The following is a 24,458-nucleotide window of genomic DNA, read 5'->3' as shown; positions in this document are numbered from 1 at the left end:
TGAAAATAGTAAAGGTTTTCAATATAAAATGAAGTTATTTTCTATTATAAATAGATGGGAAAAAGGAGATTTTTCTCAAACTGTTGAGGAGCACAACTTTTTATGGAGCCTTCAAGGTGGAGATACTGGCAAGGCAACAGAACGTTTATCACCAGAAGAGGAAAAGCAGTATATAAAAGAAATGAAGAATAAATAAAAACATCGCCAACTCAGATGACGATGTTTTTTCATTACGAATGTTTTCGTATTAAAGCTCCAGTTGGCTGAACAGTAACTGTTTTGAAATGAGAAAATAAATAACATCCTGTTACAACGATCATTGTCCCTACAATTTGTATCCATGTTAGTTCTTCACCGAGGAACAGGAATGCTAAAATAGCGGTAAAAATTGGATTAAAGTTTAGAAAAATACCAGATGTAGTTGCTCCTAATTTTTGTACGCCAACATTCCAAAATACCATACAAAGAACTGTGGAAATGAGTCCTGTATATAAAAGTGATGTTATAAAAGAAGTGTTGATATTTGTAACAGTGAAGCTTCCAGTGTTAAATGGCAGTAATAAAATAACGCCGAAAATACCAGAGTATAATGTGGCCATGAGTGGTGTCGTTGTTTTTGTTGCCCATTTACTACAAACAGAATAGATTCCCCAAATGCAAACAGCCGCAATCATCCATAAGTCACCACTATTAAAATGTAGTGAAAATAAAAGTGCAAGGTTACCTTTTAATAGGACGAGGATCACCCCGAAGAATGAAAGAATCATAGATAAAATTTGAAGTGTATTTACTTTTTCTTTTAGAAATAAGACAGAAAATAATGCGATTGAAATTGCGTTTAATGTAGAAATAAGCCCTACATTTGTTGCGGATGTTTTTTCTAATGCTAAAAATTGAAAGATGTTAAAAAGAGCGACCCCTGAAATCCCCATGAGTATTAACGGAAGTATCGCCGCGCGTGGTGGAATGATTTTCTTTTCTTTAAACCATACCATCGGTAATAAACAAACAATCGCAATCATCCATCTTAAACTTGTAAGTGTCATTGGAGATGCGTGATCAACGAGTGATTTTCCAACGACAAAGTTTCCTCCCCATAATAAGCTCGTTAGTAATAGTAAAAAGACATAAAAATAAGGCATATTAAAATCCCCTTTGTTGTAATCAATGTGAATTTTAAATAATTTTAGCATTTTTCTTCTGTATGTAATATATTCTTTTGTATAATGAACAAAAGTCGATAAAATATTTTGTTTTAAATAGTGTTTTAGAAATGATGTTCAGTTTTATATAAGTTGTAAGGTGTTTTTTCGAATAATCATCGGTAAGAAAAAGGGGGAATTGTAATGGAGTCGTCAGTTATTAAAGTGTTGGATGATTTGGACGTACAAATTTTAGATATATTGCAGAAGGAGTCACAAGTAAGTAATGCAGAGCTTGCACGACGCGTTAATTTATCACCAGCTGCAATGCATGCAAGAATTAAAAGGTTAGATGGAGAAGGATTCATTGATAAGCAAGTAGCTATTTTAAACCAAGAAAAGCTTGGTTTTGATTTGTTATGCTTCATTTTTATGAGTACGAATATTCATCAATCGGATAAACTTGAAGTGCTGGAAAAAGAATTAGAAGCGATGCCTGAAGTGTTAGAATGTCACTGCTTAACAGGAGAGTATGATTATTTATTAAAGGTTGCAAATCGTGATCGTAAAGAATTAGAGAAGTTTATTAGAAAGCTAAATAAGCTTGGTATTACAAAGATACAGACGAGTTTAGCACTTCGTGAAATTAAATATTCGACCGTATTACCGATACGAAATGAGGGACCGAGCATCGATTAGATCGCTTGGTTTTTTGTTTGTATAAAGTGATTGACGAGACGAAAAGAGAGATGTATTATTATATAAAATTATGTATTAAAATTCACTTTAAGTTATAAATATTAATATCGGGGACAAGGGGATAGAATATGAAAATCTGTAATGCGGTTACGAGTGATGTGAAAGAAATTTATAATCTCATTGAGATTTACGCAAAAGAGGGAGTGGTTTTACCGCGTTCTCTTTTATCTCTCTATCAATATTTACAATGTTTATATGTTATGAAAGAAGAGGGGGAAATCATCGGAGTTGCTGGTTTACATGTATTAGGAGAGGACCTTGCAGAAGTACGATCGTTAGTCGTTTCGCATACATATGCAGGAAAAGGGATTGGACGTATGTTAGTAAACCATGTAATAAATGAGGCAGCGAAAATAAAAGTGAGTAGAGTTATTTCTTTAACATATGAAACGGAATTTTTTCAAAAGTGCGGGTTTGATTTTGTGAATAGAGATGCTTTGCCAGAGAAAGTATGGATTGATTGTAGGCATTGTCCAAAGGTTGATTATTGTGATGAGGTGGCGATGATTCGGTATGTTGGGTGAATTTTTCAGACAGAAAAAATCCCACTATTATTTACGTAATAGTGGGCATCTGTGTTTTAGGGGAAATTAAGAACTTGAATTCGTTTTTCTTACTGCAAACTTAAAAATGGGGTTTTTAAGTTCATAGTTATAAGTAGAACCATCGACAAGCCCTACAACTTTATCGCTATCGTAAAGATCGAGCATAAATTGTGCCATTTGTTTTGCAGTGTGGAATTTCGGTACAACATTATCGTATTGGAATTCATCAATATCAAATGAACGCTTTGCAAATTCTGTTTCAGTTGCAGCTGGAGCTAAAACTTTTGCTTGCAGTTTTGCGCCTTGTTCCCTCAATTCGTGAGACAACCCTTCTGTAAATGCACTTACGTAGAATTTCGTAGCACAGTACGTAACAGCGTTAGCAACAATCGTGTATCCACCGCCCGATGAAACGTTAATAAGCTGTGTTCCATCAACCATGGAATAATCTCGAACGAAAAGAGAAGAAAGTATCGTTAGTGCTTCTATATTGACATGCAACATCTTCTCTATTTTATTTAAATTTTGTTTGGCAATTGAAGCGAAATTACCAAAACCTGCGTTGTTAATCCACGTTTCAATTTGAAAAGTTTGTAGGCTTTCATAAAGCTTATAAACATTTTCTGTGATGGACAAATCCGTTCTTCGAATGACAACATCCAATTCTGGATTCATTTCGTTAATTTTTAATTTTAATCTGTCTAATTCTTCTTGTCTTCTAGCTACAAGTATTAAGTTCTTTCCGCGAGATGCAAAGGCTAAAGCTGCTTCATAACCGATTCCAGAACTTGCACCAGTAATAACAGTGTATTTCATATAAAATCCCCCTAAGTTCAAATGAATTTATTATAGTTAGATTTTATTTGTTAGAGTATACTCTAAGTCAAATGTTTTTTTATAAATTTGATAAGGTCGTAAAATATATGAGGGTAAGTATGTGGAGGGAGTTAGAGTATGTACACAATTAGCGAGGTGGCTAAATTAATAGGAGTAAGCACTCATACATTACGTTATTATGAAAAGGAAAATATATTAATTGCAAATCGTAATACAAATGGAAATAGAGTGTATGATGAATCACATATAACATGGTTGCAGTTTGTAATGAAATTAAAACAAACGCAAATGCCAATAGCGAAAATAAGGGAATACGCCAGGTTATATTTAGAAGGAGAGCATACAACTGAAGCCCGTTTACAGCTCCTAGAAGATCATAGGAAATCTATTCAAGATCAAAGAGAAAACTTAGTAATTACAGAGAAGATGCTTGAGAATAAAATTATTGCATACAAGGCCTCTTTGGAAAATAAATAGAAAACAAAATCCGCTCCTTAGTTATAGGATAAACATGGATTTGATCTCATAGTGTGTTGGCAAATAAAAAAGAGCAGCTAGCAAAAGCTAACTGCTCTATTCAAGGGATCTCTCCAAGGGGGAGTGGAGAAAATATTATGTTACTAGCAGTATTGACAGATTATTAGGAAATATACAAATCTGATGAAAGAAATTTTAAATAAACTTTCGGCATTGACAGTTTTTAAAATATTCATGTACAATATATATGAATGACATTCAGTCATTTCCTGTGAAAGCGTGTAGTTAGTTTGGAAACGGAACAAATATAAATGGTAAATGAGGATGATAGTTGTTTATATAATAGTAGTGATGAAGGAGTATATTTTTTTAAAACAAAAATGACTGATAGTCAGTCATAAGAGGTGAGAGGTATGAAGAATAGAGCTTGGTTATATGTCATATTAACATGCATCTTTGAAATTTTTTGGGTGTTTGGTTTTAATACGGCCGATACTTGGTGGCATTGGATTATTATTTTAGGCGTTATCGCTGTTGATTTTCACTTCCTTTCTAAAGCGTGTGAACATCTTGCAACAGGGACTGTATATGCCATTTTTGCCGGAGCTGGTACGGTAGGTACTTTCTTAATGGATGTATTCCTTTTCGGCGGAAGTTTTAGTGTAGGGAAATTATTCTTTATCGTGATGGTTGTAGCCGGCGTTATCGGTTTAAAACTAGCTGATAATAAAGAAGAAATTATGGAAGGAGCTGCTTAAGGATGGGTTGGTTTTTCGTATTTTGTGCTGCAATTAGTGAAATAGTCGGTGTGATCGGTCTAAAAATGTATAGTAAAGATAAAACGTTAGCAAATGGTGCACTTTATATAGGTGGGTTTGCTACATCCTTCGCATTCTTGTATACATCTTTCTTATTTTTACAAGTAAGTGTCGCGTATGCAGTTTGGATTGGTATCGGAACAGCAGGTGCCGTTTTATTAAACATGTTCTTGTTTGGTGAGTCGAAAAGTAAAGCACGTATCATTAGTGTAGCTCTTATTGTATGTGGAGTGACAGGGTTAAAGGCTCTTTCTTAAAGGTATTTGGTGTTTTTATCTCCTGATTTTTGGTTAGGAGATTTTATTATGAAAAAAATGATTTCCTCGCAAAGTTCACTATCATTGACAGTACAATCGATTATCTTATAAAATGAGTGACAGTCATTCAATACGCGTGTGAAAGGGTTTAGATGATGAATAAAAAAGAGAAAATTGTCTATGCAGCTATTGAAGTGTTTCAGGAAAAGGGCGTTGAAAAAACGAAGATTTCTGATATCGTGAAATTGGCTGGCATTGCACAAGGAACTTTCTATTTATATTTTCCTTCTAAGTTATCTGTTATGCCTGCAATAGCAGAAGTGATGGTTGAGAAGATGATCCTTGCAGTGAAAGAAAAAGTGCAAAATGATGCGCCTTTTTCAAATAAAGTTACGCAAGTAATAGATGCGGTGTTTCACTTCATAGCGGAATATCGTGAAATACAAGCTTTAATGTATGCAGGTCTTGCATCTACGGAACATATAAAAGAATGGGAAGCTGTGTATGAGCCTCTTTATATGTGGCTAAGTGAATTTTTAAGTGGGGCGAAAGAAGCTGGTGAAATTCGTGATTCGGTTCACGCAGAGCGAACAGCGAAGTTATTTATCGCTCTAGTTGAATCAGCAGCAGAACAAGTATATTTATATGATCATAAAGATGATGAGCAAGTTGAGCTACAAAAGGCAGAAGTACTAGATTTTTTAACACATGCATTACATATAAAGAAATAGTGAGATGAACCTGTCTGAGAAGGTAGGTTCATTTTTGAGGAAAACTGAATGATAGTCATTCACCTAATGCGTATGTATGTGTGGAAGGATACAGTGAAATTCTAACGAGTAGGGGCATCTCTACTCATGATTAGCCCACAAATAGCAGGATAAAGAAAAAGCTTCTTGGGCATTATTTTTTTGAGGGGAGCTTACGGGAAGAGGTGTTGAAAGTGAAGAAACCGATAAAAGAACAAAAGATGGTATTGGTCATTCTTTTGAGTAATATATTTATCGCTTTTTTAGGGATTGGATTAATCATTCCGGTTATGCCGTCCTTTATGAATGATATGGGTTTAACAGGTAAGACGATGGGATATCTCGTTGCAGTGTTTGCAATGGCTCAGCTTATTGCTTCACCTATTACAGGCCGATGGGTCGATCTTTACGGTAGGAAGAAAATGATCATCATTGGATTATTTATTTTTGGTGTTTCAGAGCTTCTGTTTGGATTAGGAACAGATGTATGGATGCTATATGCAGCGAGGGTGTTAGGCGGAATTAGTGCTGCGTTTATTATGCCTGGTGTTACTGCATATGTTGCGGATATTACATCTATGCAGGAACGTCCAAAGGCGATGGGATATTTATCTGCTGCTATTAGTACCGGCTTTATTATAGGTCCTGGAATCGGCGGATTTATTGCAGAATACGGTATACGTGTGCCGTTTTTCGTTGCAGCAGCAATTGCTTTTATAGCATGTGTAATTTCGATCTTTATTTTAAAAGAACCGTTAACGAAAGAGGAGCTTGCAGAGATTTCTTCTAATACGAAAGAATCAAGCTTTATTGGTGATTTAAAGAAATCATTACATCCAATGTATGCAATCGCATTTATTATCGTATTTGTACTTGCGTTTGGTTTATCAGCGTATGAAACTGTGTTTAGTCTGTTTTCTGATCATAAGTTTGGATTTACACCGAAAGATATTGCAGCAATTATTACAATTAGTTCAATCTTTGGGGTAGTTGTGCAAGTATTTATGTTTGGTAAATTGGTTGATATATTCGGTGAAAAAGTGTTAATTCAAATATGTTTAATTGTAGGTGCAGTATTAGCGTTCGTTTCAACTGTAGTCTTTAATTATTGGATTGTACTTCTCGTTACGTGCTTCATTTTCCTTGCATTTGATTTACTTCGTCCAGCTTTAACGACGTTTTTATCAAAAGCAGCTGGAAAAGAGCAAGGGTTCGTTGCTGGTATGAATTCGACTTATACGAGCTTAGGAAATATCGCAGGACCAGCGATGGGCGGAATATTATTTGATATGAATATTCATTATCCATATGCCTTTTCAGGAGTTGTTTTAATAGTTGGTCTTGCTATTACATTTATGTGGAGAGAGAAACAGTTGGCTGAAAGTTTTGCGAAGTAATAAAACCCCTTACGACGGTAAGGGGTTTTTGTTTTATAAGCTTAATCCAAACCGTTTTAATTCAATAAATATCCCCTCTAATTGCTTTCCTTTATCCGTTAATGTGTACTCTACACGAGGCGGAACTTCTGGATATACTTTTCTCGTTATAATGCCTTGAGACTCTAATTCTTTTAGTCGAAGCGATAATGTTTTTGGACTAATACCATCCATTGATTTTTGTAAATCACTAAAGCGTAATGTTCCTTCGATAAGAAGATCACGAATGATTAAAAATGTCCATTTCGTACGAATTACATCAAGCGTTTTAGCGATAGGACAAGGTATGCCAGGTAAACCTTTCGTTAATTCAACTGAATCTATATTGTTCATGGAACTAGCCTCCATAAAATTTTTTTGGCTGAATTTTCTTTATAGTATCACATAACTATACTTTTGGTAACTATATGAAAAAAATATCACTACTTCCATAAAGGAAGTTAGTGCATATACAATAGCAATACGAAATACAAAGGGTTTAGATGAGGAGGAGGTGATTTTCATGGGGATAAAAAAGTTGTTTAGATTCCTTAGTTTGTTTGTTGTTTGTATTGTACTTGTAGCATGCGGCGTGGAAGAAAAAACGGAAGTCCAGTTATTAAAAGAAATGCCAAAGCCAAAAGCGATGACAATTGATCCCTCATTAAGTCAAAAGGAGGCGACCGAAATGGTTCATGCAGCGCAGCGTTTTTATGCATTTTGGGATACAGGTAAAGAGGAGCTTATTCCGCAGACTGTTACTGAAAATTTTTTCGATCATACATTGCCGAAAGGGCGACCACAAGGCACGGAAGGATTAAAATTTGCGGCGCAAAATTTTCGTAAAATCGTTCCTAATATACATTGCGAAATTGAAGATTTATTAGTCGTTGGTGATAAAGTAACAGCTCGTCTTTCTTTTACAGGAACGCATAACGATAAAAAAATCGATTTTTTTGCAATTGATATTTTACATGTAAAAGACGGAAAGATTACAGAAGACTGGCATTTAGAAGATAATCTTACGCTGAAACAACAACTTGGGTTAATAGCTGAGGAGTAAATTATATAGGGGAGAGAAAAGTGATGAAAAATATATTTATTATAAATGGACATGAAAAATACGGTACGAAAGAAGGACGATTAAATAAAACGTTAGTTGATTATATGGTAACGGTATTAAGTGAGAAGCATCATGTGAAAACAACAACGATTCAAGATGGCTATAGTATTAAAGAAGAACAAGAGAAGTTTTTATGGGCTGATGTGGTGATTTATCAAACGCCAATTTATTGGTTTAGTGTACCGGGCTTATTTAAAACGTATATGGATGAAGTGTATGAATACGGTTTGTTCTTTAAAGGTGCAGATGAATATGGAACAGGTGGTTTATTAACAGAGAAAGAGTATATGTTCTCTACAACTTGGAATGCACCTGAAAATTCTTTTGGAGATAAGACGAAGTTCTTTGAAGGGGAAAGTCTAGAATCAACGCTTAGTCATTTACACCGCGTGCAGAAGTTTCTTGGTATGAGCCCGTTAAAGAGCTTTGCTTGTTATGATGTGGTGAAGAATCCGGATATTGAGCAGTATTTATTGAACTTGAAAGATCATTTAGATGGAGTAATTAAATAATAGTTTATACTTGTATGTGAAGAAGGTACTACTAAGGATGTAGTACCTTCTCCTTTTATAAAAACTCATACTTTAATACGTAGATGGCTGTATCCATAACTTCGCAAAATTTGCCCAGCCGAATGAATCAATTGTTACATTTTTTAAAGCAGAAGGATATGTTTTTCTTTTTAAAACGTGATAATTAAATAAAATGATTTGTTCTGTTTGTAAAAATTCTTCGATCTCATACATGAGCTCATAGCGCTTCTCTTTATTTTCTTCTAATAAAAAGGTATCAAGTAAGCAGTTAATTTGTTTTTCATAGTGCGGGTCCATGAACCGATTTACGAAGCAACTTTTATTTTTAAATACATTTAAGAATGCAAGTTCATGATCGGCAGCAAATACTTCTCCCATGAAAATAATATCGGCATGTTGATCGATAGAACGGTTCATATAATCTGAAACGAGAAAGGGGTGAAGCTCTACTTGTATACCTAAACTTTCACATCGTTCTTTTAGGAAATATGCATCATTTGCACTATCTTTAAATGCGAAGAAATAAATGTGTATCGTTTCTCCATTATAGGTGCTCTTCTTTAAATACTCTTTCGCTTTTTTTAAAGAGTAGGACCTTGTAGGACTTTTGCGGCTTCTTTCAGGGAAAAAGCTTGATGCAGCAATTGTCCGTCTGCCTTCTATGCTACGAAGTATCGTTTCAACGTCATATAGTTCTCTCCAAGCCTTTCGAAAGTAAATGTCGTGATGAGGACCAGGTTTTGTAAAGTTGAAGCCAGCATAAATACAACCTATTTCTTCTATTTGTATATTGTGTCTTTCATTTTTCTCTTCATTTGGTAGTTCATAATCAGCATCGATTTGTACATGATCAGGAATACCCCAAAATTCAATACGGTCTAATAAAGCGCGCTCTTTAAAATAATGAGTGAACGCTTCGAGCACGATATTATCTTCAGAGTAATGAGCAAGTTTGAAAGGTCCAGTACCTATGTAATGATGATTTTGGATACTCACATCACGCGGTAAAATTGCTAATTGTATGGAACTTACATAGTGTAAGAAAAATAAATTTGGTTTTGCTAAATGAAATCGAATTTGCAGTGGTGATGGCGTTTCAATTTGAACAATTTCTTCTGTTAACCATTCAAAAGGAGAGTGAACTTCTTTTAGTCTTTCAAATGAAAATTGTACATCTTTAGAAGTTAAAACTGTTTCGTTATGAAAATGAATGTCCTTTCGTAAATAAAAAGTCCACGTCAGCCCGTCTTCACTTAATTCCCACGTATGCGCAATGTGTGGCTCCATTTTTTCCGTAACATCGTTATAAACGACTAACGTATCAAAAATTTGACTTGTAAGATGGCTTTCTGTAGTTACAGCCACAAAAGCTGGATCTAAGGGGAATATCTTTCTCGATATAGGAATCTTTAATATGTCGTACATATCATTTGAAGGTTCGTATCCAAAATGATGATGTAGTTTATTTTCTATCTTTTTTTGAAGTGCAAGGGGTAGGGGTTCTTTTAAAAGAAGAAAGATATCTTTTAATTTTTCTTGCGCTAACAGTTCATCTGTATAGGACTCAATCGCTTCTACGAAATTATGTATAAATAGAATTTCCGTTTTATTCCCGCGGCCTCGCCCTGGAGTCCAGCTAATTAATTGCTCCTCGCTCATTTTCTTTAATAAAATCTTTACGTTTTTCGTACTGCAATATAAAGCATCCGCTAATTCTTGTAAGCTATTTCGCATATGCTGTTGATCTTGTGCATGTAGTCTTAGTCTAATGTAATAGTCCATAATTTTCATATATACACTTCCTTCTATCATAAAAGGGGAAACTCTTTAGAATATTCTAACCTTTTTCTTCCTTTTTTTCAAAGTAAAATAAATAAGCATAAGGAGGGGGAAACAATGGGATTTTGGAGTATGCATCGAAATATAAAGATTAGAATTATAACTTCGTTTTTAACACGTACTGTGTCCACGATGATTTTTCCATTTATGGCGATTTATTTTTCAATAAAGTTAGGTAGTGCGATTGCTGGTGCGTTACTACTTATTAATGTCATAGCTTCGTTAGTAATTGGTTTATACGGTGGATATGTTGGAGACCGGCTTGGTCGTAAAAAGGTGATGATTATCGGTCAAAGTATACAAGTCATTTCCATTGCTTGTATGGGAGTTGCGAATTCGGATTATGTAGATTCACCTTGGTTAACATTTATCTTTATGCTAGTGAATAGTTTAGGATCTGGACTTATGAATCCTGCGACAGAGGCGATGTTAATTGATGTGAGTACACCTGAGAATCGAAAAGTGATGTACAGTATTAACTACTGGGCAATTAATTTATCCATTGCGATTGGAGCGATATTTGGAGGGCTACTATTTGAAAACTATAGATTACAATTGTTTATCGTATTAACAGTAGTTGCAATTATTACTTTATATGTGATGGCTGTATATATGGAAGAGGTGTATGTAGCTAGAAAAACAGTAGAAAAGAAAAATGTATTAAAAGATATGGCAGATAGTTATAAAGTCGTAATGAAAGATAGAGCGTTTTTAATTTTTTGTGCAGCAAGTATATGTACGTTATCGTTAGAGTTTCAAGTTAATAATTATTTAGGGGTACGTTTGCAGCAGGAATTTGATACGGTGCACTTTTTCTTTGGGAATGGTGTTACGTTTGATTTAACAGGTATTCGAATGATGAGCTGGATTTCAGCAGAGAATACAATTTTAGTTGTGTTATGTTCGGCGCTTCTTATTAAAATGTTGAAAAGCTTCAACGATTTGAAAATCTTATATGTAGGTTTATTCATTTATACAATTGGATTTACAATACTCGGAACGAGCAATAGTTTATGGATTTTATTAATTGCAGGACTTTTCCAAACGGTAGGCGAGATGATGTATGTGCCAGTGCGTCAATCTATTATGGCAGATATGGTGCCAAATGAGGCGAGAGGTTCATATATGGCGATTAACGGAATGGTCTTTCAAATGGCAAAAATGAACGGGGCATTAGGTGTTATGCTAGGTTCATTTCTTGCATCTTGGGGCATGAGTGCTCTGTACTTTATCGTTGGTATGAGCAGTATTTTATTATTTATGAAAGCGATAGGGAAAGAGAAGTATGAGGGGGAGGTTTCTCAAATTGGATAAAACGATATGAAAAGCGATGCTAGAAATCGCTTTTCATATGGCTTTTAAAACGGATCAACTTCAGCTAAATTTGGAGTGGTGCTCGGTTGTAGTAAAAGATTTTTTAACGTTCCTACTTCAGAAAGAGTGACTAATATGTAGCCACTAATCAGTACAATAAGTCCGATGACACGTAACGTTTGTAAGGTTACTTCATTAGTATTCGTTTCCGTTGGATTTGGGGGCGTTGAAGGTGGATTGTTATTCATAAATAAGGCTCCCATCTTTTGTATTTATATATGTGTAAAAGCATGATTTAACTTATGGATAGGAATGATATAGTCATTTTCACTATATGAGAACTGCCTATGAAAAGTGATTAGAAATTTTGGGACGAAAAAAGGAGGTATCCAAAAGATTATTAAAACTGAACTTTTGGATTCCCTTCTTTTTATGTATCCCGCTATTTGTGGAGGTCGGATTTCCTGTAAACGACCAGTTGGTGAGGGCTGATTAATTATTTTCATGTAAATAAAAGGAGGTTAGTTAACCAAAGTAGCTATCCTAATATACGCAACGATTCTTCAATAAACGCTGGGATATCCTCCGGTTGTCTACTTGTTACTAGCTGATTTTGGCATACGACTACTTCTTTGTCGTGAAAGTTTCCGCCAGCATTTTTCAAATCGACTTCAATAGATGTATATCCAGTTACATCACGTCCTTCAAGTGTTTGTGCAGTGATAAGTAGCTGAGGTCCATGACATATAGCAAAAACAGGTTTTTTCGTATCCATAAATGCTTTGCTAAAGCGAACAAACCGTTCATCTGCACGAAGTATATCTGGGGAAAATCCGCCTGGTATGAAGAGGGCATCAAAGTTCTCTGGAGAAACATCATCGATACCTTTATCAATTACGACTTCAGTTTTTCCTTGTTTACCGTGTACCGTTTTCCCTTTTTCAGTTTCAATAGTTGTTAATTCATATCCCTTTTGTTTAAAAGCTTCTGCTGGCTCTGTATATTCTGTGTCCTCGAAATAATCTGTTATTAAAGTAGCAATTTTTTTACTCATTCTCATTCGCTCCTTACATTATATTGTCGGTTCCAGAATCGTCTTTGAGCAATTCGTCGTATTGTCTATTTCCTTTTAAATTTCTAATCCCCCCAGTTCGTTTCCCTTGTTAATTTAGTACATACCCTTTTTATTAGGACGTAAACATGTATTATCATTTTTTTATGTAAAAATCATAAAAATATCGATTGTGCCGGTGATTCTTGTTTGAGAAGGAAAAATAAAAAAGCTAAGGAGAGAATTTATTCTCTCCTTAGCTTTTAAGATAATTCTTTTCGTTAAAACGAGGAAACGCGTTGCTTCGTTTTTGGTACAATAATAAATTTGATCCAAAGTAACCCGATAATCATAATGATAAGGCTATGTAAAAATTGACCTGTAGCAATGAGTATAACAATTGAAAATACAATGAGTTGAATGCTTAGCAATATAAAGATTAAGTGAAGAAATTGATTCATTCGTTTCTCAGTATCAATTGGATATAATGCTACAATAATATTTCCCGAAAAATATTTCCATAGGGAACGGAGCTGCATAGAGATCATATATAGAACGATATATGCGATAGCGCCTTTTGCGTATATGTTTGGTATAAAATATAAGGCGAAGGCACCAATTAGCCCTAAACGAATATATATACCAAAATAATCATTCCCGCGTAAAAAAGCTAGTGTATGTAAATAGAAGAAAGTTGCTCGTTTTTTATGTAATAAAGGTTCAATCCAAGTTGTAAGCCATTTTCTTTTATTTACTTGCTTATTTAGTTGCGGAACATCGGTGAATATGCTAGCAAATTGATAAAAACGAACGTTCATTTTTTCTTCTTGCACGATTATGTAATCCCACGGTACTCGTTTTGTAGGCTGCTTTTTCGTATATAGAAGCAGGAAAGCAAGCAGTAAAAGTAATCCCCCTAATATGAGAATGTTTGCTGAGTAAAACAGCATGTAAATAATGAGTGCGTTACAAGTAATACGAATGATAAGCCAGATGCTTTTTTCATGACTATCACGCCACATCCAATGTATGTACATATTCCAAGCTTTCGCAATCATTAAAACGATAAAGATTGTACATAAGAAAGGTACAGTTACTTGCAATGATTGCAGCGCAAGTGGAACGAGAATAAGGAACGTAAATAATAATGGGAAAAGCTGAATGATATAATTGTATAGAAGAGATTTTTTGAAATAAGATGTTAATTTCTCTTCTAAGGCAAGCAAATAGACAGCATCAGGTTTTTGAATAAATGTACGGATCGGGCATCTCGTTATAATGAATGTAAGTACAATCGTGATGAGTAGTAAAGATATTCCTTTAGAAGGAGATGCTTTTAGAAACTGAGCATAGTAGTATGCACCAACACATGAAATAAAGATAAAGCTATATAGTAAACCGTTAATCATACGTGCAAAGTATGTAATGATATTTTGCATATGTTGTTGGAAGCGGCTGCTCCATAGTGATTCAATTGACATGTTTTTCACCTCTTTGTTCTATTATATATGTTTTACAAAAGAAAAAACGAGCAAATTGCGTTATGCAACTTGCCCGTTTTTCTTTTCGTTATTTTTTTTCTGATCACGATTCATTAATGGATAGAAGGCAAAGCCGATTACGAATAAACCAATTCCGAGAAGGAATGTTTTTATATCGGCTGCTCCTGTTTTAATAACCCATAGTGCGTAGCAAAGTGCAATCACTGCGACTATACCATCTGTAATTCTTGCCCGCATTTCATTTTTATACGTTTCACCAGTTGCGACTAGTTTTAACTGGAAGATTGGTGAAACGAGATATGGAATGAGGTAGGCCAGTGTTGATACGGTAATAACGAATGTATAAGCTTCCGCAATGGTTCCTGATAATGTTGAGAATAAGAACACTTGCGACATAATATTTGTTAATCGTAATGAGTAAATTGGACTTCCTTTTTTATTTGTTTTTGTGAAGAAGGAAGGGAAGAAGCCTTCTTTTGCTGCTTGATATGGTACTTCTGAGCTTAATAAAATCCAGCCTAAGATAGAACCGAACAGGGAAGTAAGAGCAAGTAATGCCATCAGTTTCCCGCCGCCATGACCCATTGCAGCATTTAGTGCGTCTGCTAAAGGACGTTCAGAAGTTTGTAATTTATCAATGTGAAGTACACCCATTGTTAAAATTGTAATTCCTAAGTAAATCGCAACTGTAATAAGTAATCCAGCAACTGTTGCGCGTTTTACCGTTTTTGGAGAAACAGCACGGTTTGATAAAAGAACCGCTGATTCAATTCCTATAAATGCCCAAAGCGTCGTAAGAGCAGCTAAGTTTACTTGTGAAAGAAGGCCGTGTGATACACCTGATTTATCGATCATCGGTGTGTACCATTGTCCAAACTTAGAAGCTTCGAATGCAAATAACGTAACGACGATGAATAATAGGAATCCAGTTACTTTCGTTGTTGTTGCTAAGAAGTTTAACTTTCCAGCTCCGCTTACACCGTTTGTTAATATAATATGAGTTCCCCAAAGTAAGATGGAACAAATCGTAAATGTAATTAGTTTTCCGACTTCTACATTAAAAGAACCGATTGAAAATAGTAGTCGTGTATCTTTCATAATTGGGAAGAAGAGCGATAAATATCCCGCAAATGATGTAATGATGGCAACGTTACTTGCCCAGTTTGCAACCCAATATCCCCATACCATACTGAAACCAGCCATTTTTTTCTTTTTTGGTGTTGAGAATAAAGCATATGCATGACTTTGTGGTCCTGTCGTTAAATCAGGACGACGAATTGCTAAATTACCGAAAACAAGAGCTAGCATTAAAACACCAAACCCTGTTGTTAACCAAGCTAAAGTGACACCGAGAGGGCTTGCTGTTTGTGCCAACGTACTTGGCACCATGAAAATACCAGCACCAACCATGTTACCGACAACGAAAGCTGTTAGTACCCAAAAGCCCCATTTTTTTTGTTGCATAGAAAATACCTCCAAAGTTAGTATAACCAAGTCAAGCGAGGAGATATGTATGTCTTCCTGAGTCAGGAAGAGAAGTCCCAAACAAAACAAAAAAAGCACGTAATTTGCCGCTACATGCTTTCTATCTTATAAGAAACCCACGACATACCTCTCGATAGCTCTCCACAAACGAAACGTTTGTGACAGTTCTGCACTTATTAAATAGCAGACCCAGCAAGCGTGCATGGTGGACACGGGCTTACTTCGGCAATCATTCCTTTCTCATTCGTTCATCAATGCCACTACATCTCCTGAAATGATACTCTTAATGACTGCAACCTCTACCTCACCGAGATACGAATGAGGATTTAAATATTAATTTAACGTATTTAAGAGTAACAAATGAATTTTTATACGTCAATGGATATAGTAATAATCAGATTATAGAGAAGAGTTTGTGATTAAAAGTAAGAGGGATTATTATGTAATATTGAATTTTCATAATATAATAAATGTTATTAGCGCTAGATGATTGAAAAGGGGATGAAGTATATGTCTGTATGTCATAAACATTCAGTAATAGGTGTGTTAGATTCGGGAGTTGGGGGATTAACAGTTGCGAGCGAAATTATAAGACAATTGCCTAAAGAGAGCATTTATTATATTGGTGATAATGAGCGTTGTCCGTATGGGCCAAGAAGTGTAGAAGAGGTACAATCTTTCGTATTTGAAATGGTTGAGTTCCTCAAACAGTTTCCATTAAAAGCTCTAGTTGTAGCATGTAATACTGCTGCAGCGGCTGCATTGACCGCGCTGCAAGAAGCACTTTCTATTCCGGTTATTGGCGTTATACATCCAGGAGCAAGAGCGGCAATTAAAGTGACAAAGAAAGGGGAAATCGGAGTAATTGGAACTGTAGGTACGATAAAATCTAATATGTACGAAAAAGCATTGCATGAGCTTGATACATATTTGAAAGTGCATAGTCATGCGTGCCCGACTTTAGCTACAGTTGTAGAAAATCAATTAGAACATACAGCATATGTAACCGAGCAAGTGAAACAAGCTTTACTGCTATTAACGAAAGAAGATATAGATACGCTAATTCTCGGATGTACGCATTATCCACTTTTAGAGTCCTATATTAAAAAGGAACTAGGAGAAGATGTAACGATTATTAGTTCTGCGGAAGAAACAGCGATAGAGTTAAGCACAATTTTGCAGCACAAAGGAATTCTGTCTGACAATTTGAATCCGGAGCATCGATTTTTTACAACAGGCTCTGTTTCATCATTTGAACATATTGCTGAGAGGTGGTTAGGGTATCAAATTTTTGTGGAACGTGTACATTTGCCGATGAAAAATGCGCGTATGTATAATTAGGATGTATTAAATTACTTTTTTAATAAATGAGGTTCGTTTCATAAGAAGGAAAGAATAAGCTTTTAATTGAAGTGTTTAAGGGCAGTTCAATTAAAGGGGAGATTGGATTATGGAATTATCAAGGTCTCAATTATTTGCTTTAGAGTATATTTCAAAATATGCAGAGAACGAAAAACGTGAGGCTAAAGCAACAATTAATCATATACTTAACATGTGTAATATTACAGATGAAATATTTGAAGAAGCTGTCGCTAACTTGAAATCTCATGCAAGGATTGCTTTACACTTTCATCCAGACAGACTCGATTCGAGTATGAAAAGTGTTGCTGAAGCATTGTTTGAACAAGGAATATATAAAAGTCAGTTTGAAACATTGCTATCTAACGGAAGCGTATCTGCTTATCCTGGCGGTGAACGTGACCTTTGGGAACAGAGAATATTTGGAGGAGCATATCAACTTGAAGGTGTAACGAATGATCAACGCCAAAGTATGGGGCGCTAAATTTGATGTTACATCCAGATGGGCCGGCTCCGCGTTTTGGATCCTGTTATTTTCTCTTATCTCCAAAAGTTTCTTATCGCTCTACATATACGTATTTAGATTCGCATCAAGATCCAAAAGAAAAGGGGACTTATGAGGAGTTTGATATGATTCTAGCTGCTCTTTTGGAAGAGACATTCGTAAGAGAGTGTGCAATTGGTGAAGGGAATTTGACTCCAACAAGATTAGTTAATCATTTACTGGCTAACCTGGAAAGGCCGTTTATAGATGTAGTAAACAAAGAGTCAGCCCGTAACCTTAATCATTATATTGAAGCACAGGTTCATGGAGATATTTCTCTTAAAGAAGACGTGGAAGCTCTTGTTGTAGATCCTTCATTTAAAGGTACGGATGTAGGAAGAACTTTAGAAGAAATTTGCCTGAAGTATGCTATTGATTTGTATTGGCACACAGGTTTTGTACTTATGGTAGACGACGTTCCTATGGATTTTAGAGGTTCAAAAATGCCATCTTTAGCAAGACGCATTGCACGGAATCATTGTATCGATGCAAATATAATCGGTTCTGCTGTAGCGGATTTGAAACGCAATCCATTATCTTGGAGTGATCGTGGAACTTATGAAGAAGTGCTTCAGGAATTAAAATTATTATGGCATGTTTTAGTTCGATTTGGAAAACCAAATCGAAAGTAGAACGAAATACTCCGTTTTTAGGAAGTATCTATATAAAAAAGAAGCTGATCTAAAATTAGATCAGCTTCTTTGTATAAGATTAAACTAAGTTTAATACAGTTACTTTTTCACGTGTCATAGACTCAAGGCTCTTACGAATACCTTGTGCGCCCATACCTGAACCTTTTACACCGATGAATGGGAAGTGGTCAGGACCGCGCTCTGTGCGTCCGTTAATTTGAACAGAACCAGTTTCGATTTTGTTAGCAATTGCAAATGCTTTGTTAATGTCTTTAGTGAAGACACTTGCTTGCAGACCGAACTCTGATTTGTTAGCAATTTCAATTGCTTGCTCATCTGAAGAAACACGGATGATTGGAAGGATTGGGCCAAATGGCTCTTCCCAAGCAACTTTCATTTCTTCAGTTACGTGGTCGATTAATGTTGGGTAAATTAAGTTACGCTCACGTTTGTTACCGATAACAATCGTAGCACCTTTTTCCACAGCGTCGTCAACTAAACCTTGAACGAAGTCAGCAGATTTATCGTCGATTAATGGAACGATTGTGCTGTCTTGTTCTGGAGATCCAACTGAGAGTTCAGCTACTTGCGCTTTTAATAAGCCAACAAGCTCGTCTGCTACGTTTTCGTGTACAAGTACACGCTTAATAGCTGTACAACGTTGACCAGAGTAAGAAAATGCACCGCTTACGATATGGTTTGCAGCATCTTGTAAGTCAGCATCTTCACGAACGATACCAGGGTCTTTACCACCAAGTTCTAATACAAGTGGAATCATTGCAGCTTTTTTCGCTAAATGTTTACCTGTGTTTGTACCACCTGTGAACGATACCATATTGATGCCTTCGTGTTCTACTAAGTAGTCACCAATTACAGAACCGCGTCCTGTCGCTACATTCACAAGACCTTTTGGAAGGCCAGCTTTATGAAGTGCTTCCACCATTTTAATACCGCTAATTGCACCTTGAGTTGCTGGTTTGAAAATAACAGCGTTACCCATAATTAATGCTGGCGCAAGTTTTGCAGCAGATAAGTTTACTGGGTAGTTAAACGGTGCGATTGCTAATACAACACCAAGTGGTGCACGTTGGATAATCGCAAGTTTAGATTTTGTACCGCCCGGGAAGCTATCGCCCATCATGCTTTCTCCGTGCATATGTAAAGCTTCTTCGATTGTGTAACGAATGAAGTCAGCTGTACGAACAACTTCTTTCTTAGCATCTTTATATCCTTTACCGACTTCTTTCATAATGATATCGGCAATTTCATCTTGCATATTTACGAGCTCATCAGCCCATTTATATAAGTATTTTGCGCGATCTTGTAGAGAAGCTTCCGCCCATGATTTTTGAGCTTCTTTTGCAGATGCAATTGCTTCATCTACTTCTCCGCGAGTAATTGCTTGTACTTGTCCAATTACTTCGTGTAAGTATGGAGATGGAATTTCGATTGTTTCTCCTGAAGAGCTTTCTCTCCATTCTCCGTTTAAATAAAATTTGTACGTATTGCTAGTTGTCATGATTAGTCCTCCTAAAATAGCAACTTGTAAGAGTGAGTATAAGGTGATTGTAGGGGGTTTGATAACATTTTTCAAATGAAATGTTTGTGAAAACGATTTCTTATTTCTTTTTTATTTTGTATGCCCTTTCTTACAGAACATTCCCTTATTTCAAAATGATGTAGCGTATATTTTCGTTCAGTCTGTAAAAAAATAATTGACAGAATACTCAATAAAGTTGTAAGATTATAAATGGAAAATAAATGAAGGGGGTGTGCGTAATGATTGTAATCGTAAATGTAATGGGCTTAGCTCTGTTAAATGGCAGAAAACATTCATATCATTACGCAACCCGTACGGATATATAGGGCATCTTTGTCTTATAAAAAGCGTACGTTGCGTATATCGTAACGTACGCTTTTTATGCATTTTTGTGCATATCGTCAAGCGGCGGTATGCTTTTTTTTGTTTATTTTCCATGTTACTAAATAAAATTTTGGAAGGTGGAAAAATGTGATGAGATTGTATGGGTTACGAAATGTAAATGTGATGGGTCTGGATAGTGGATAAAGAAACGAGAGGTAAACGAGAATGAGAAGGGAGAGGTTATATTGTTTTCAGTATTACTAAAGTTAAGATGGTTTTTTAAAGAACATTGGAAGAGATATAGTATCGCCATTGGTGCACTTTTAATTGTAAATATAGTTGAAGTTATTCCCCCGAAAGTACTCGGGGTTACGATTGATAATATAAAAACAGGAACGTTATCAAACGAAGCTATTATACAGTCTATTCTTATTTTAATAGGGGTCACGATCGTTGGATATGGTCTCACTTTCGTTTGGCAGCATCAATTGTTTGGCGGTGCATTCGTACTTGAGAAAACGATGCGCTCTAAATTTATGGGCCATTTACTTAAAATGACGCCGACTTTTTACCAAAAAAATCGTACTGGCGATTTAATGGCGAGAGCGACAAATGATTTAAAAGCAATCGCTATGACAGCTGGTTTCGGTATATTAACGCTCGTGGATTCGAGTTTATATATGCTTACGATTGTCTTTATGATGGGATTTACAATTAGTTGGGAGCTTACATTTGCGGCACTTATACCGCTTCCGATTATGGCATATGCGATGAATATATATGGAAAGAAATTGCATGAAAGATTTACAGTTGCGCAAGATGCATTCGGTGACATGAACGATAAAGTATTAGAATCGATCGCTGGTGTGCGCGTTATTCGCGCGTATGTACAAGAGAACGCAGATCAGGAAAGATTTCATCATTTAGGAGATGACGTCTACGAAAAGAATATGAAGGTAGCAAGAATCGATGCACTATTCCAACCAACTGTGAAAATGCTTGTTGGTCTTAGTTATTTAATTGGTTTAGTGTACGGTGCATATCTTGTATTTCAATCAAAGGTGACGCTTGGGGAACTCGTTTCATTTAACGTGTATTTAGGGATGATGATTTGGCCGATGTTCGCAATTGGCGAATTAATCAATGTTATGCAAAGAGGAAATGCTTCATTAGACCGTGTAAATGAAACGTTAGCTTATGAACCAGATGTAAAGGATCCGAAACATCCAAAGCTTGTACAAGAGCCGGATTATATTCAGTTTGATGATGTTACCTTTTCATATCCTTCATCAACTGAAACAAATTTAAAGAAGGTTTCGTTTACGTTAAAACAAGGAGAAACGCTTGGTGTTGTCGGGAAAACAGGAAGCGGAAAGACGACGCTTGTCCGTCAGCTTCTTCGTCAATATCCACTTGGAGAGGGGGATATTGCAGTCTCTGATGTGACGTTAGATAAAATGACAAATGAAAATGTACTCGGCTGGATTGGATATGTACCGCAGGAACATATTTTATTCTCAAAAACAGCGAGAGAAAATATTTTATTTGGAAATAGGGAAGCGACGGAAGAAGAACTCGAGAAAGCGATTGAAATCGCGGCGTTTAAAAAGGATTTAGAGTTTTTACCAGAAGGGTTAGAAACGCTTGTTGGAGAAAAAGGTGTTTCTTTATCAGGAGGACAAAAACAAAGGATCTCGATTGCGCGAGCTGTCATTCAAAATCCAGAAATTTTAATTTTGGACGATTCTTTATCGGCTGTTGATGCTCGTACGGAAGCAGCGATCATTGACAATATAAGAACAGAAAGAAGCGGAAAGACGACGATTATTACGACGCATCGTTTATCTGCAGTTCAACATGCGGATTGGATTCTCGTTATGGATGACGGGCAAGTAATAGAAGAAGGTACACATGATCAGCTTGTTAAGAGTGGAGGCTGGTATGCTGAGCAGTTTGAAAGACAACAAGGGGAAAGTGAAAGTGCGGATAGTGGGGTGAAAATATGAGCGTTTCAAAACGATTGTTTCAATATGCGATGAAGGTGAAAGGGACGATTTTTGCAGCGATGCTAATGTTATTTATTTTCGTCATCGCAGAGCTTGCGGGTCCTTTCGTCGCGAAAACGATGATTGACGATCATATCGTCGGAATAGAGAAGCCTTGGTATGAAACAGAAAAGAGTGAAGAGGCTGTTTCGTATAATGGCGCCTTTTATAAGCGAAGCGATCGCTTCCAGGAAGGTGAGAAAAAAGGAAAAGAAGTACGCGTGATGCAGGTCGGTTTTCAATATTACTTTGTACCGAATAAAGTAAATCTGGAAGGGTCACGGACTGTAAAAGGTGATATGATTACCGTTCAAAACGGTAAGGCGGTGCAAGTGTATAAAGCGAAAGCATTGACGAAAGAAGAAGTGTTTGCGTTTTATAAACCAGAAATAAGCCGTCTATTATTACTTGGTGGTGGATACTTCGCTTTATTAGTAGTCGTATCCTTGTTTGCATACGGAAAGCAGTTTTTCTTACAGAAGGCGGCGAACAAAATTATTCAAATTATGAGGGAAGATGTCTTTTCTCATATTCAAACGTTGCCGATTCGTTATTTTGATCATTTACCAGCAGGGAAAATTGTATCGCGTGTAACGAATGATACAGAAGCCATTCGTGATCTATACGTAACGGTACTTGCGACATTCGTTTCAAGTATCATCTATATTATTGGGATATTTGCCGCGCTATTTTTACTTGATGTAAAATTGGCGACGTTATGTTTACTTATTATCCCGATTTTAATCGTTTGGGCCATTCTTTATAGAAAGTATGCGTCTGTATACAATCATAAAATGCGTTCGCGTTTATCTGATATTAACGGAACAGTGAATGAATCCATTCAAGGGATGCCAATTATTCAGGCGTTTCGTCAAGAGCGTGAAACGAAAAAAGAGTTTGAAGAATTAAATGGTGATTATTTTAAGTATCAAAATAAAATTTTGAATTTAAATGCAGCAACTTCTCATAATTTAGTGTCTGTATTAAGGAATATCGCTTTCACAGGTGTGATTTGGTATTTCGGTGGTGCTTCATTAAGTGCTACAGGCGTCATTTCTCTAGGGATACTGTATGCGTTCGTTGATTATTTAACACGATTGTTCTCACCGATTACAAATATGGTGAATCAGCTTGCTAACTTGGAACAATCGCGTGTTGCATCAGAGCGTGTTTTTGAATTGTTAGAGGAAAAAGGAGAAACAGTAGAAGAAGAACGTATGCCTCGCTTACAAGGAAATGTAAAGTTTGATAATGTGTCGTTTTCTTATAATGGAAAAGATGAAGTGTTAAAAAATATTTCTTTTGAAGCGAAACAAGGCGAGACGGTAGCACTTGTCGGTCATACTGGATCAGGAAAAAGTTCCATTATGAATGTACTTTTTCAGTTTTACGAGTTTGAAAAAGGAAAGCTTACGATTGATGGTCATGATGTAAAAGAGATGCCGAAACAAGCAACTCGTGAACATATGGGAATTGTACTGCAAGATCCGTTTTTATTTAGCGGAACAGTAGCATCTAATGTAAGTTTAGAAAATGAAAACATTTCAAAAGAGCGCATTGTAAAAGCGTTGCGTGATGTTGGTGCTGAAAGATTTGCGAACAATATAAATGAAGAAATTACGGAGAAAGGAAGTAAACTTTCAACCGGAGAACGTCAGCTTATATCGTTTGCTAGAGCACTTGCATTTGATCCAGCCATTTTAATTTTAGATGAAGCGACGTCTAGTATTGATACAGAGACGGAAGCGATGATTCAACAAGCGTTAGAAGTTGTGAAAAAAGGAAGAACGACATTTATTATCGCTCACCGACTTTCAACGATTAAAAGCGCAGATCAAATTATCGTGCTTGATAGAGGGACGATTTTAGAAAAAGGTTCTCATGATGAACTAATGAAAAAGCGCGGGCGTTATTACGATATGTACAAAACGCAAATGGAAGGGAACCAGAGCGCTTAATATGTATGGCGGAGAACTTGTGATTTTCACAAGTTCTTTTTTTAATGAATCAGGGCAGTTAAATAAGAAGTATTATTTTACCTTTCGTACAATAAATGCTATATTAAAAAATGTTACTTATTTTTTGTATGTGGCGTTATTTTTCCCTTTTGTTTGATTATGAAGAAAAAGGATAAACTAAATAAGAACATTTTCATTGAAAAATTGTTC

23 protein-coding genes, 1 pseudogene and 1 riboswitch are annotated in these 24,458 nt (G+C 35.9%); of the genes and pseudogenes, 15 read left to right on the top strand and 9 right to left on the bottom strand.

The genetic code is table 11. From position 1 onward, the window contains the following. On the top strand, nt 1-196 hold a 196-nt coding region (locus MR079_RS02745), incomplete at its 5' end, for a DUF6241 domain-containing protein (protein WP_242293459.1). 34 nt (nt 197-230) lie between these two features. Here the strand turns inward: MR079_RS02745 and MR079_RS02740 are convergent. Then, nucleotides 231-1,142 (bottom strand): DMT family transporter, encoded by a 912-nt coding sequence (locus MR079_RS02740; protein ID WP_001146281.1) that lies wholly within the window; start codon nt 1,140-1,142, stop codon nt 231-233. A gap of 204 nt (nt 1,143-1,346) precedes the next feature. Between MR079_RS02740 and MR079_RS02735 the strand changes: the two genes are divergently transcribed. Both MR079_RS02735 and MR079_RS02730 read left to right on the top strand, forming a co-directional pair. Further along, nucleotides 1,347-1,841 (top strand): Lrp/AsnC family transcriptional regulator, encoded by a 495-nt coding sequence (locus MR079_RS02735; protein ID WP_242293458.1) that lies wholly within the window; start codon nt 1,347-1,349, stop codon nt 1,839-1,841. Nucleotides 1,842-1,969: 128 nt separating this feature from the next. Further along, on the top strand, nt 1,970-2,425 hold the full coding sequence (locus tag MR079_RS02730; RefSeq protein WP_029437582.1) for an N-acetyltransferase: 456 nt from the start codon (nt 1,970-1,972) through the stop codon (nt 2,423-2,425). Between the two features lie 66 nt (nt 2,426-2,491). On the opposite strand, the gene MR079_RS02725 is transcribed toward MR079_RS02730, so the two are convergent. Further along, on the bottom strand, nt 2,492-3,262 hold the full coding sequence (locus MR079_RS02725) for an SDR family NAD(P)-dependent oxidoreductase (protein ID WP_000878069.1): 771 nt from the start codon (nt 3,260-3,262) through the stop codon (nt 2,492-2,494). A gap of 138 nt (nt 3,263-3,400) precedes the next feature. On the opposite strand from MR079_RS02725, the gene MR079_RS02720 reads away from it, so the two are divergent. The 5 genes from MR079_RS02720 to MR079_RS02700 all read left to right on the top strand — a co-directional run bounded on the left by MR079_RS02720 (nt 3,401) and on the right by MR079_RS02700 (nt 6,981). Continuing rightward, on the top strand, nt 3,401-3,760 hold the full coding sequence (locus MR079_RS02720; RefSeq protein WP_000288057.1) for a MerR family transcriptional regulator: 360 nt from the start codon (nt 3,401-3,403) through the stop codon (nt 3,758-3,760). Between the two features lie 413 nt (nt 3,761-4,173). After that, nucleotides 4,174-4,518 carry a DMT family transporter gene (locus tag MR079_RS02715; protein WP_242293457.1) on the top strand — a complete coding sequence of 115 codons (345 nt, stop codon included), beginning with the start codon at nt 4,174-4,176 and terminating at the stop codon, nt 4,516-4,518. A 2-nt stretch (nt 4,519-4,520) separates the two neighbouring features. Next, complete coding sequence (locus MR079_RS02710) at nt 4,521-4,835, top strand: DMT family transporter (protein ID WP_000539674.1); 315 nt, start codon at nt 4,521-4,523, stop codon at nt 4,833-4,835. Nucleotides 4,836-4,987: 152 nt separating this feature from the next. Beyond that, nucleotides 4,988-5,566 (top strand): TetR/AcrR family transcriptional regulator, encoded by a 579-nt coding sequence (locus MR079_RS02705; protein ID WP_041184468.1) that lies wholly within the window; start codon nt 4,988-4,990, stop codon nt 5,564-5,566. Between the two features lie 212 nt (nt 5,567-5,778). Continuing rightward, nucleotides 5,779-6,981: an MFS transporter gene (locus MR079_RS02700; protein WP_048554199.1), complete on the top strand. Its 1,203-nt coding sequence runs from the start codon at nt 5,779-5,781 to the stop codon at nt 6,979-6,981. Nucleotides 6,982-7,014: 33 nt separating this feature from the next. Here MR079_RS02700 and MR079_RS02695 read toward each other — a convergent pair whose 3' ends face one another. Then, nucleotides 7,015-7,353 (bottom strand): winged helix-turn-helix transcriptional regulator, encoded by a 339-nt coding sequence (locus MR079_RS02695; protein WP_001059476.1) that lies wholly within the window; start codon nt 7,351-7,353, stop codon nt 7,015-7,017. A 169-nt stretch (nt 7,354-7,522) separates the two neighbouring features. Between MR079_RS02695 and MR079_RS02690 the strand changes: the two genes are divergently transcribed. Both MR079_RS02690 and MR079_RS02685 read left to right on the top strand, forming a co-directional pair. Beyond that, nucleotides 7,523-8,062, top strand: a complete 540-nt coding sequence (locus MR079_RS02690; protein WP_000511567.1) for an ester cyclase — start codon at nt 7,523-7,525, stop codon at nt 8,060-8,062. A gap of 23 nt (nt 8,063-8,085) precedes the next feature. Continuing rightward, nucleotides 8,086-8,634 (top strand): NAD(P)H-dependent oxidoreductase, encoded by a 549-nt coding sequence (locus MR079_RS02685; protein WP_011040036.1) that lies wholly within the window; start codon nt 8,086-8,088, stop codon nt 8,632-8,634. A 72-nt stretch (nt 8,635-8,706) separates the two neighbouring features. Here the strand turns inward: MR079_RS02685 and MR079_RS02680 are convergent, their stop codons facing one another. Next, nucleotides 8,707-10,467 (bottom strand): SgrR family transcriptional regulator, encoded by a 1,761-nt coding sequence (locus MR079_RS02680; protein WP_242293456.1) that lies wholly within the window; start codon nt 10,465-10,467, stop codon nt 8,707-8,709. An 84-nt stretch (nt 10,468-10,551) separates the two neighbouring features. Here MR079_RS02680 and MR079_RS02675 point away from each other — a divergent pair, with 84 nt between their 5' ends. Beyond that, nucleotides 10,552-11,808, top strand: a complete 1,257-nt coding sequence (locus tag MR079_RS02675) for an MDR family MFS transporter (protein WP_139868968.1) — start codon at nt 10,552-10,554, stop codon at nt 11,806-11,808. Between the two features lie 44 nt (nt 11,809-11,852). Here MR079_RS02675 and MR079_RS02670 read toward each other — a convergent pair whose 3' ends face one another. The 4 genes from MR079_RS02670 to MR079_RS02655 all read right to left on the bottom strand — a co-directional run bounded on the left by MR079_RS02670 (nt 11,853) and on the right by MR079_RS02655 (nt 15,825). Then, entirely contained in the window at nt 11,853-12,056 is a 204-nt protein-coding gene (locus MR079_RS02670) for a hypothetical protein (RefSeq protein WP_001063869.1), read from the bottom strand. A gap of 290 nt (nt 12,057-12,346) precedes the next feature. Next, entirely contained in the window at nt 12,347-12,862 is a 516-nt protein-coding gene (locus MR079_RS02665; protein WP_139868967.1) for a type 1 glutamine amidotransferase domain-containing protein, read from the bottom strand. A 278-nt stretch (nt 12,863-13,140) separates the two neighbouring features. After that, on the bottom strand, nt 13,141-14,340 hold the full coding sequence (locus MR079_RS02660) for an ABC transporter permease (RefSeq protein WP_242293455.1): 1,200 nt from the start codon (nt 14,338-14,340) through the stop codon (nt 13,141-13,143). A 60-nt stretch (nt 14,341-14,400) separates the two neighbouring features. Continuing rightward, nucleotides 14,401-15,825 (bottom strand): amino acid permease, encoded by a 1,425-nt coding sequence (locus tag MR079_RS02655; RefSeq protein ID WP_001186313.1) that lies wholly within the window; start codon nt 15,823-15,825, stop codon nt 14,401-14,403. A 147-nt stretch (nt 15,826-15,972) separates the two neighbouring features. Next, nucleotides 15,973-16,156: riboswitch (Lysine riboswitch) on the bottom strand. Nucleotides 16,157-16,356: 200 nt separating this feature from the next. On the opposite strand from MR079_RS02655, the gene racE reads away from it, so the two are divergent. Together racE and MR079_RS02645 are read left to right on the top strand one after the other, a co-directional pair. Continuing rightward, nucleotides 16,357-17,187 carry a glutamate racemase gene (gene racE / locus MR079_RS02650; RefSeq protein WP_242293454.1) on the top strand — a complete coding sequence of 277 codons (831 nt, stop codon included), beginning with the start codon at nt 16,357-16,359 and terminating at the stop codon, nt 17,185-17,187. Nucleotides 17,188-17,296: 109 nt separating this feature from the next. Beyond that, nucleotides 17,297-18,381 (top strand): annotated as a pseudogene (locus tag MR079_RS02645) (DUF3626 domain-containing protein). Nucleotides 18,382-18,460: 79 nt separating this feature from the next. On the opposite strand, the gene gapN reads toward MR079_RS02645, so the two are convergent. After that, nucleotides 18,461-19,900 (bottom strand): NADP-dependent glyceraldehyde-3-phosphate dehydrogenase, encoded by a 1,440-nt coding sequence (gene gapN / locus MR079_RS02640; RefSeq protein WP_000213622.1) that lies wholly within the window; start codon nt 19,898-19,900, stop codon nt 18,461-18,463. Between the two features lie 590 nt (nt 19,901-20,490). On the opposite strand from gapN, the gene MR079_RS02635 reads away from it, so the two are divergent. Both MR079_RS02635 and MR079_RS02630 read left to right on the top strand, forming a co-directional pair. Further along, the gene (locus MR079_RS02635; protein WP_139868962.1) at nt 20,491-22,251 is read left to right on the top strand and encodes an ABC transporter ATP-binding protein; all 1,761 of its coding nucleotides are present in this window, start codon (nt 20,491-20,493) and stop codon (nt 22,249-22,251) included. Then, entirely contained in the window at nt 22,248-24,248 is a 2,001-nt protein-coding gene (locus MR079_RS02630) for an ABC transporter ATP-binding protein (RefSeq protein WP_242293453.1), read from the top strand. The genes MR079_RS02635 and MR079_RS02630 overlap by 4 nt, the downstream gene beginning before the upstream one ends. Nucleotides 24,249-24,458 lie beyond the last annotated feature (210 nt).

Source organism: Bacillus cereus group sp. BfR-BA-01381 (assembly GCF_022663555.1).
GTDB classification, from domain to species: domain Bacteria; phylum Bacillota; class Bacilli; order Bacillales; family Bacillaceae_G; genus Bacillus_A; species Bacillus_A pacificus.
Note: the sequence above shows the minus strand (reverse complement) of the source record. Positions and strands in the feature narration are given on the sequence as shown.

What these genes read in the sequence shown, in the direction of transcription:
- MR079_RS02740 (WP_001146281.1), bottom strand. Translation starts at nt 1,142, where the DNA reads ATGCCTTATTTTTATGTCTTTTTACTATTACTAACGAGCTTATTATGG.
- MR079_RS02735 (WP_242293458.1), top strand. Translation starts at nt 1,347, where the DNA reads ATGGAGTCGTCAGTTATTAAAGTGTTGGATGATTTGGACGTACAAATT.
- MR079_RS02730 (WP_029437582.1), top strand. Translation starts at nt 1,970, where the DNA reads ATGAAAATCTGTAATGCGGTTACGAGTGATGTGAAAGAAATTTATAAT.
- MR079_RS02725 (WP_000878069.1), bottom strand. Translation starts at nt 3,262, where the DNA reads ATGAAATACACTGTTATTACTGGTGCAAGTTCTGGAATCGGTTATGAA.
- MR079_RS02720 (WP_000288057.1), top strand. Translation starts at nt 3,401, where the DNA reads ATGTACACAATTAGCGAGGTGGCTAAATTAATAGGAGTAAGCACTCAT.
- MR079_RS02715 (WP_242293457.1), top strand. Translation starts at nt 4,174, where the DNA reads ATGAAGAATAGAGCTTGGTTATATGTCATATTAACATGCATCTTTGAA.
- MR079_RS02710 (WP_000539674.1), top strand. Translation starts at nt 4,521, where the DNA reads ATGGGTTGGTTTTTCGTATTTTGTGCTGCAATTAGTGAAATAGTCGGT.
- MR079_RS02705 (WP_041184468.1), top strand. Translation starts at nt 4,988, where the DNA reads ATGATGAATAAAAAAGAGAAAATTGTCTATGCAGCTATTGAAGTGTTT.
- MR079_RS02695 (WP_001059476.1), bottom strand. Translation starts at nt 7,353, where the DNA reads ATGAACAATATAGATTCAGTTGAATTAACGAAAGGTTTACCTGGCATA.
- MR079_RS02690 (WP_000511567.1), top strand. Translation starts at nt 7,523, where the DNA reads ATGGGGATAAAAAAGTTGTTTAGATTCCTTAGTTTGTTTGTTGTTTGT.
- MR079_RS02685 (WP_011040036.1), top strand. Translation starts at nt 8,086, where the DNA reads ATGAAAAATATATTTATTATAAATGGACATGAAAAATACGGTACGAAA.
- MR079_RS02680 (WP_242293456.1), bottom strand. Translation starts at nt 10,467, where the DNA reads ATGATAGAAGGAAGTGTATATATGAAAATTATGGACTATTACATTAGA.
- MR079_RS02675 (WP_139868968.1), top strand. Translation starts at nt 10,552, where the DNA reads ATGGGATTTTGGAGTATGCATCGAAATATAAAGATTAGAATTATAACT.
- MR079_RS02670 (WP_001063869.1), bottom strand. Translation starts at nt 12,056, where the DNA reads ATGAATAACAATCCACCTTCAACGCCCCCAAATCCAACGGAAACGAAT.
- MR079_RS02665 (WP_139868967.1), bottom strand. Translation starts at nt 12,862, where the DNA reads ATGAGTAAAAAAATTGCTACTTTAATAACAGATTATTTCGAGGACACA.
- MR079_RS02660 (WP_242293455.1), bottom strand. Translation starts at nt 14,340, where the DNA reads ATGTCAATTGAATCACTATGGAGCAGCCGCTTCCAACAACATATGCAA.
- MR079_RS02655 (WP_001186313.1), bottom strand. Translation starts at nt 15,825, where the DNA reads ATGCAACAAAAAAAATGGGGCTTTTGGGTACTAACAGCTTTCGTTGTC.
- racE (WP_242293454.1), top strand. Translation starts at nt 16,357, where the DNA reads ATGTCTGTATGTCATAAACATTCAGTAATAGGTGTGTTAGATTCGGGA.
- gapN (WP_000213622.1), bottom strand. Translation starts at nt 19,900, where the DNA reads ATGACAACTAGCAATACGTACAAATTTTATTTAAACGGAGAATGGAGA.
- MR079_RS02630 (WP_242293453.1), top strand. Translation starts at nt 22,248, where the DNA reads ATGAGCGTTTCAAAACGATTGTTTCAATATGCGATGAAGGTGAAAGGG.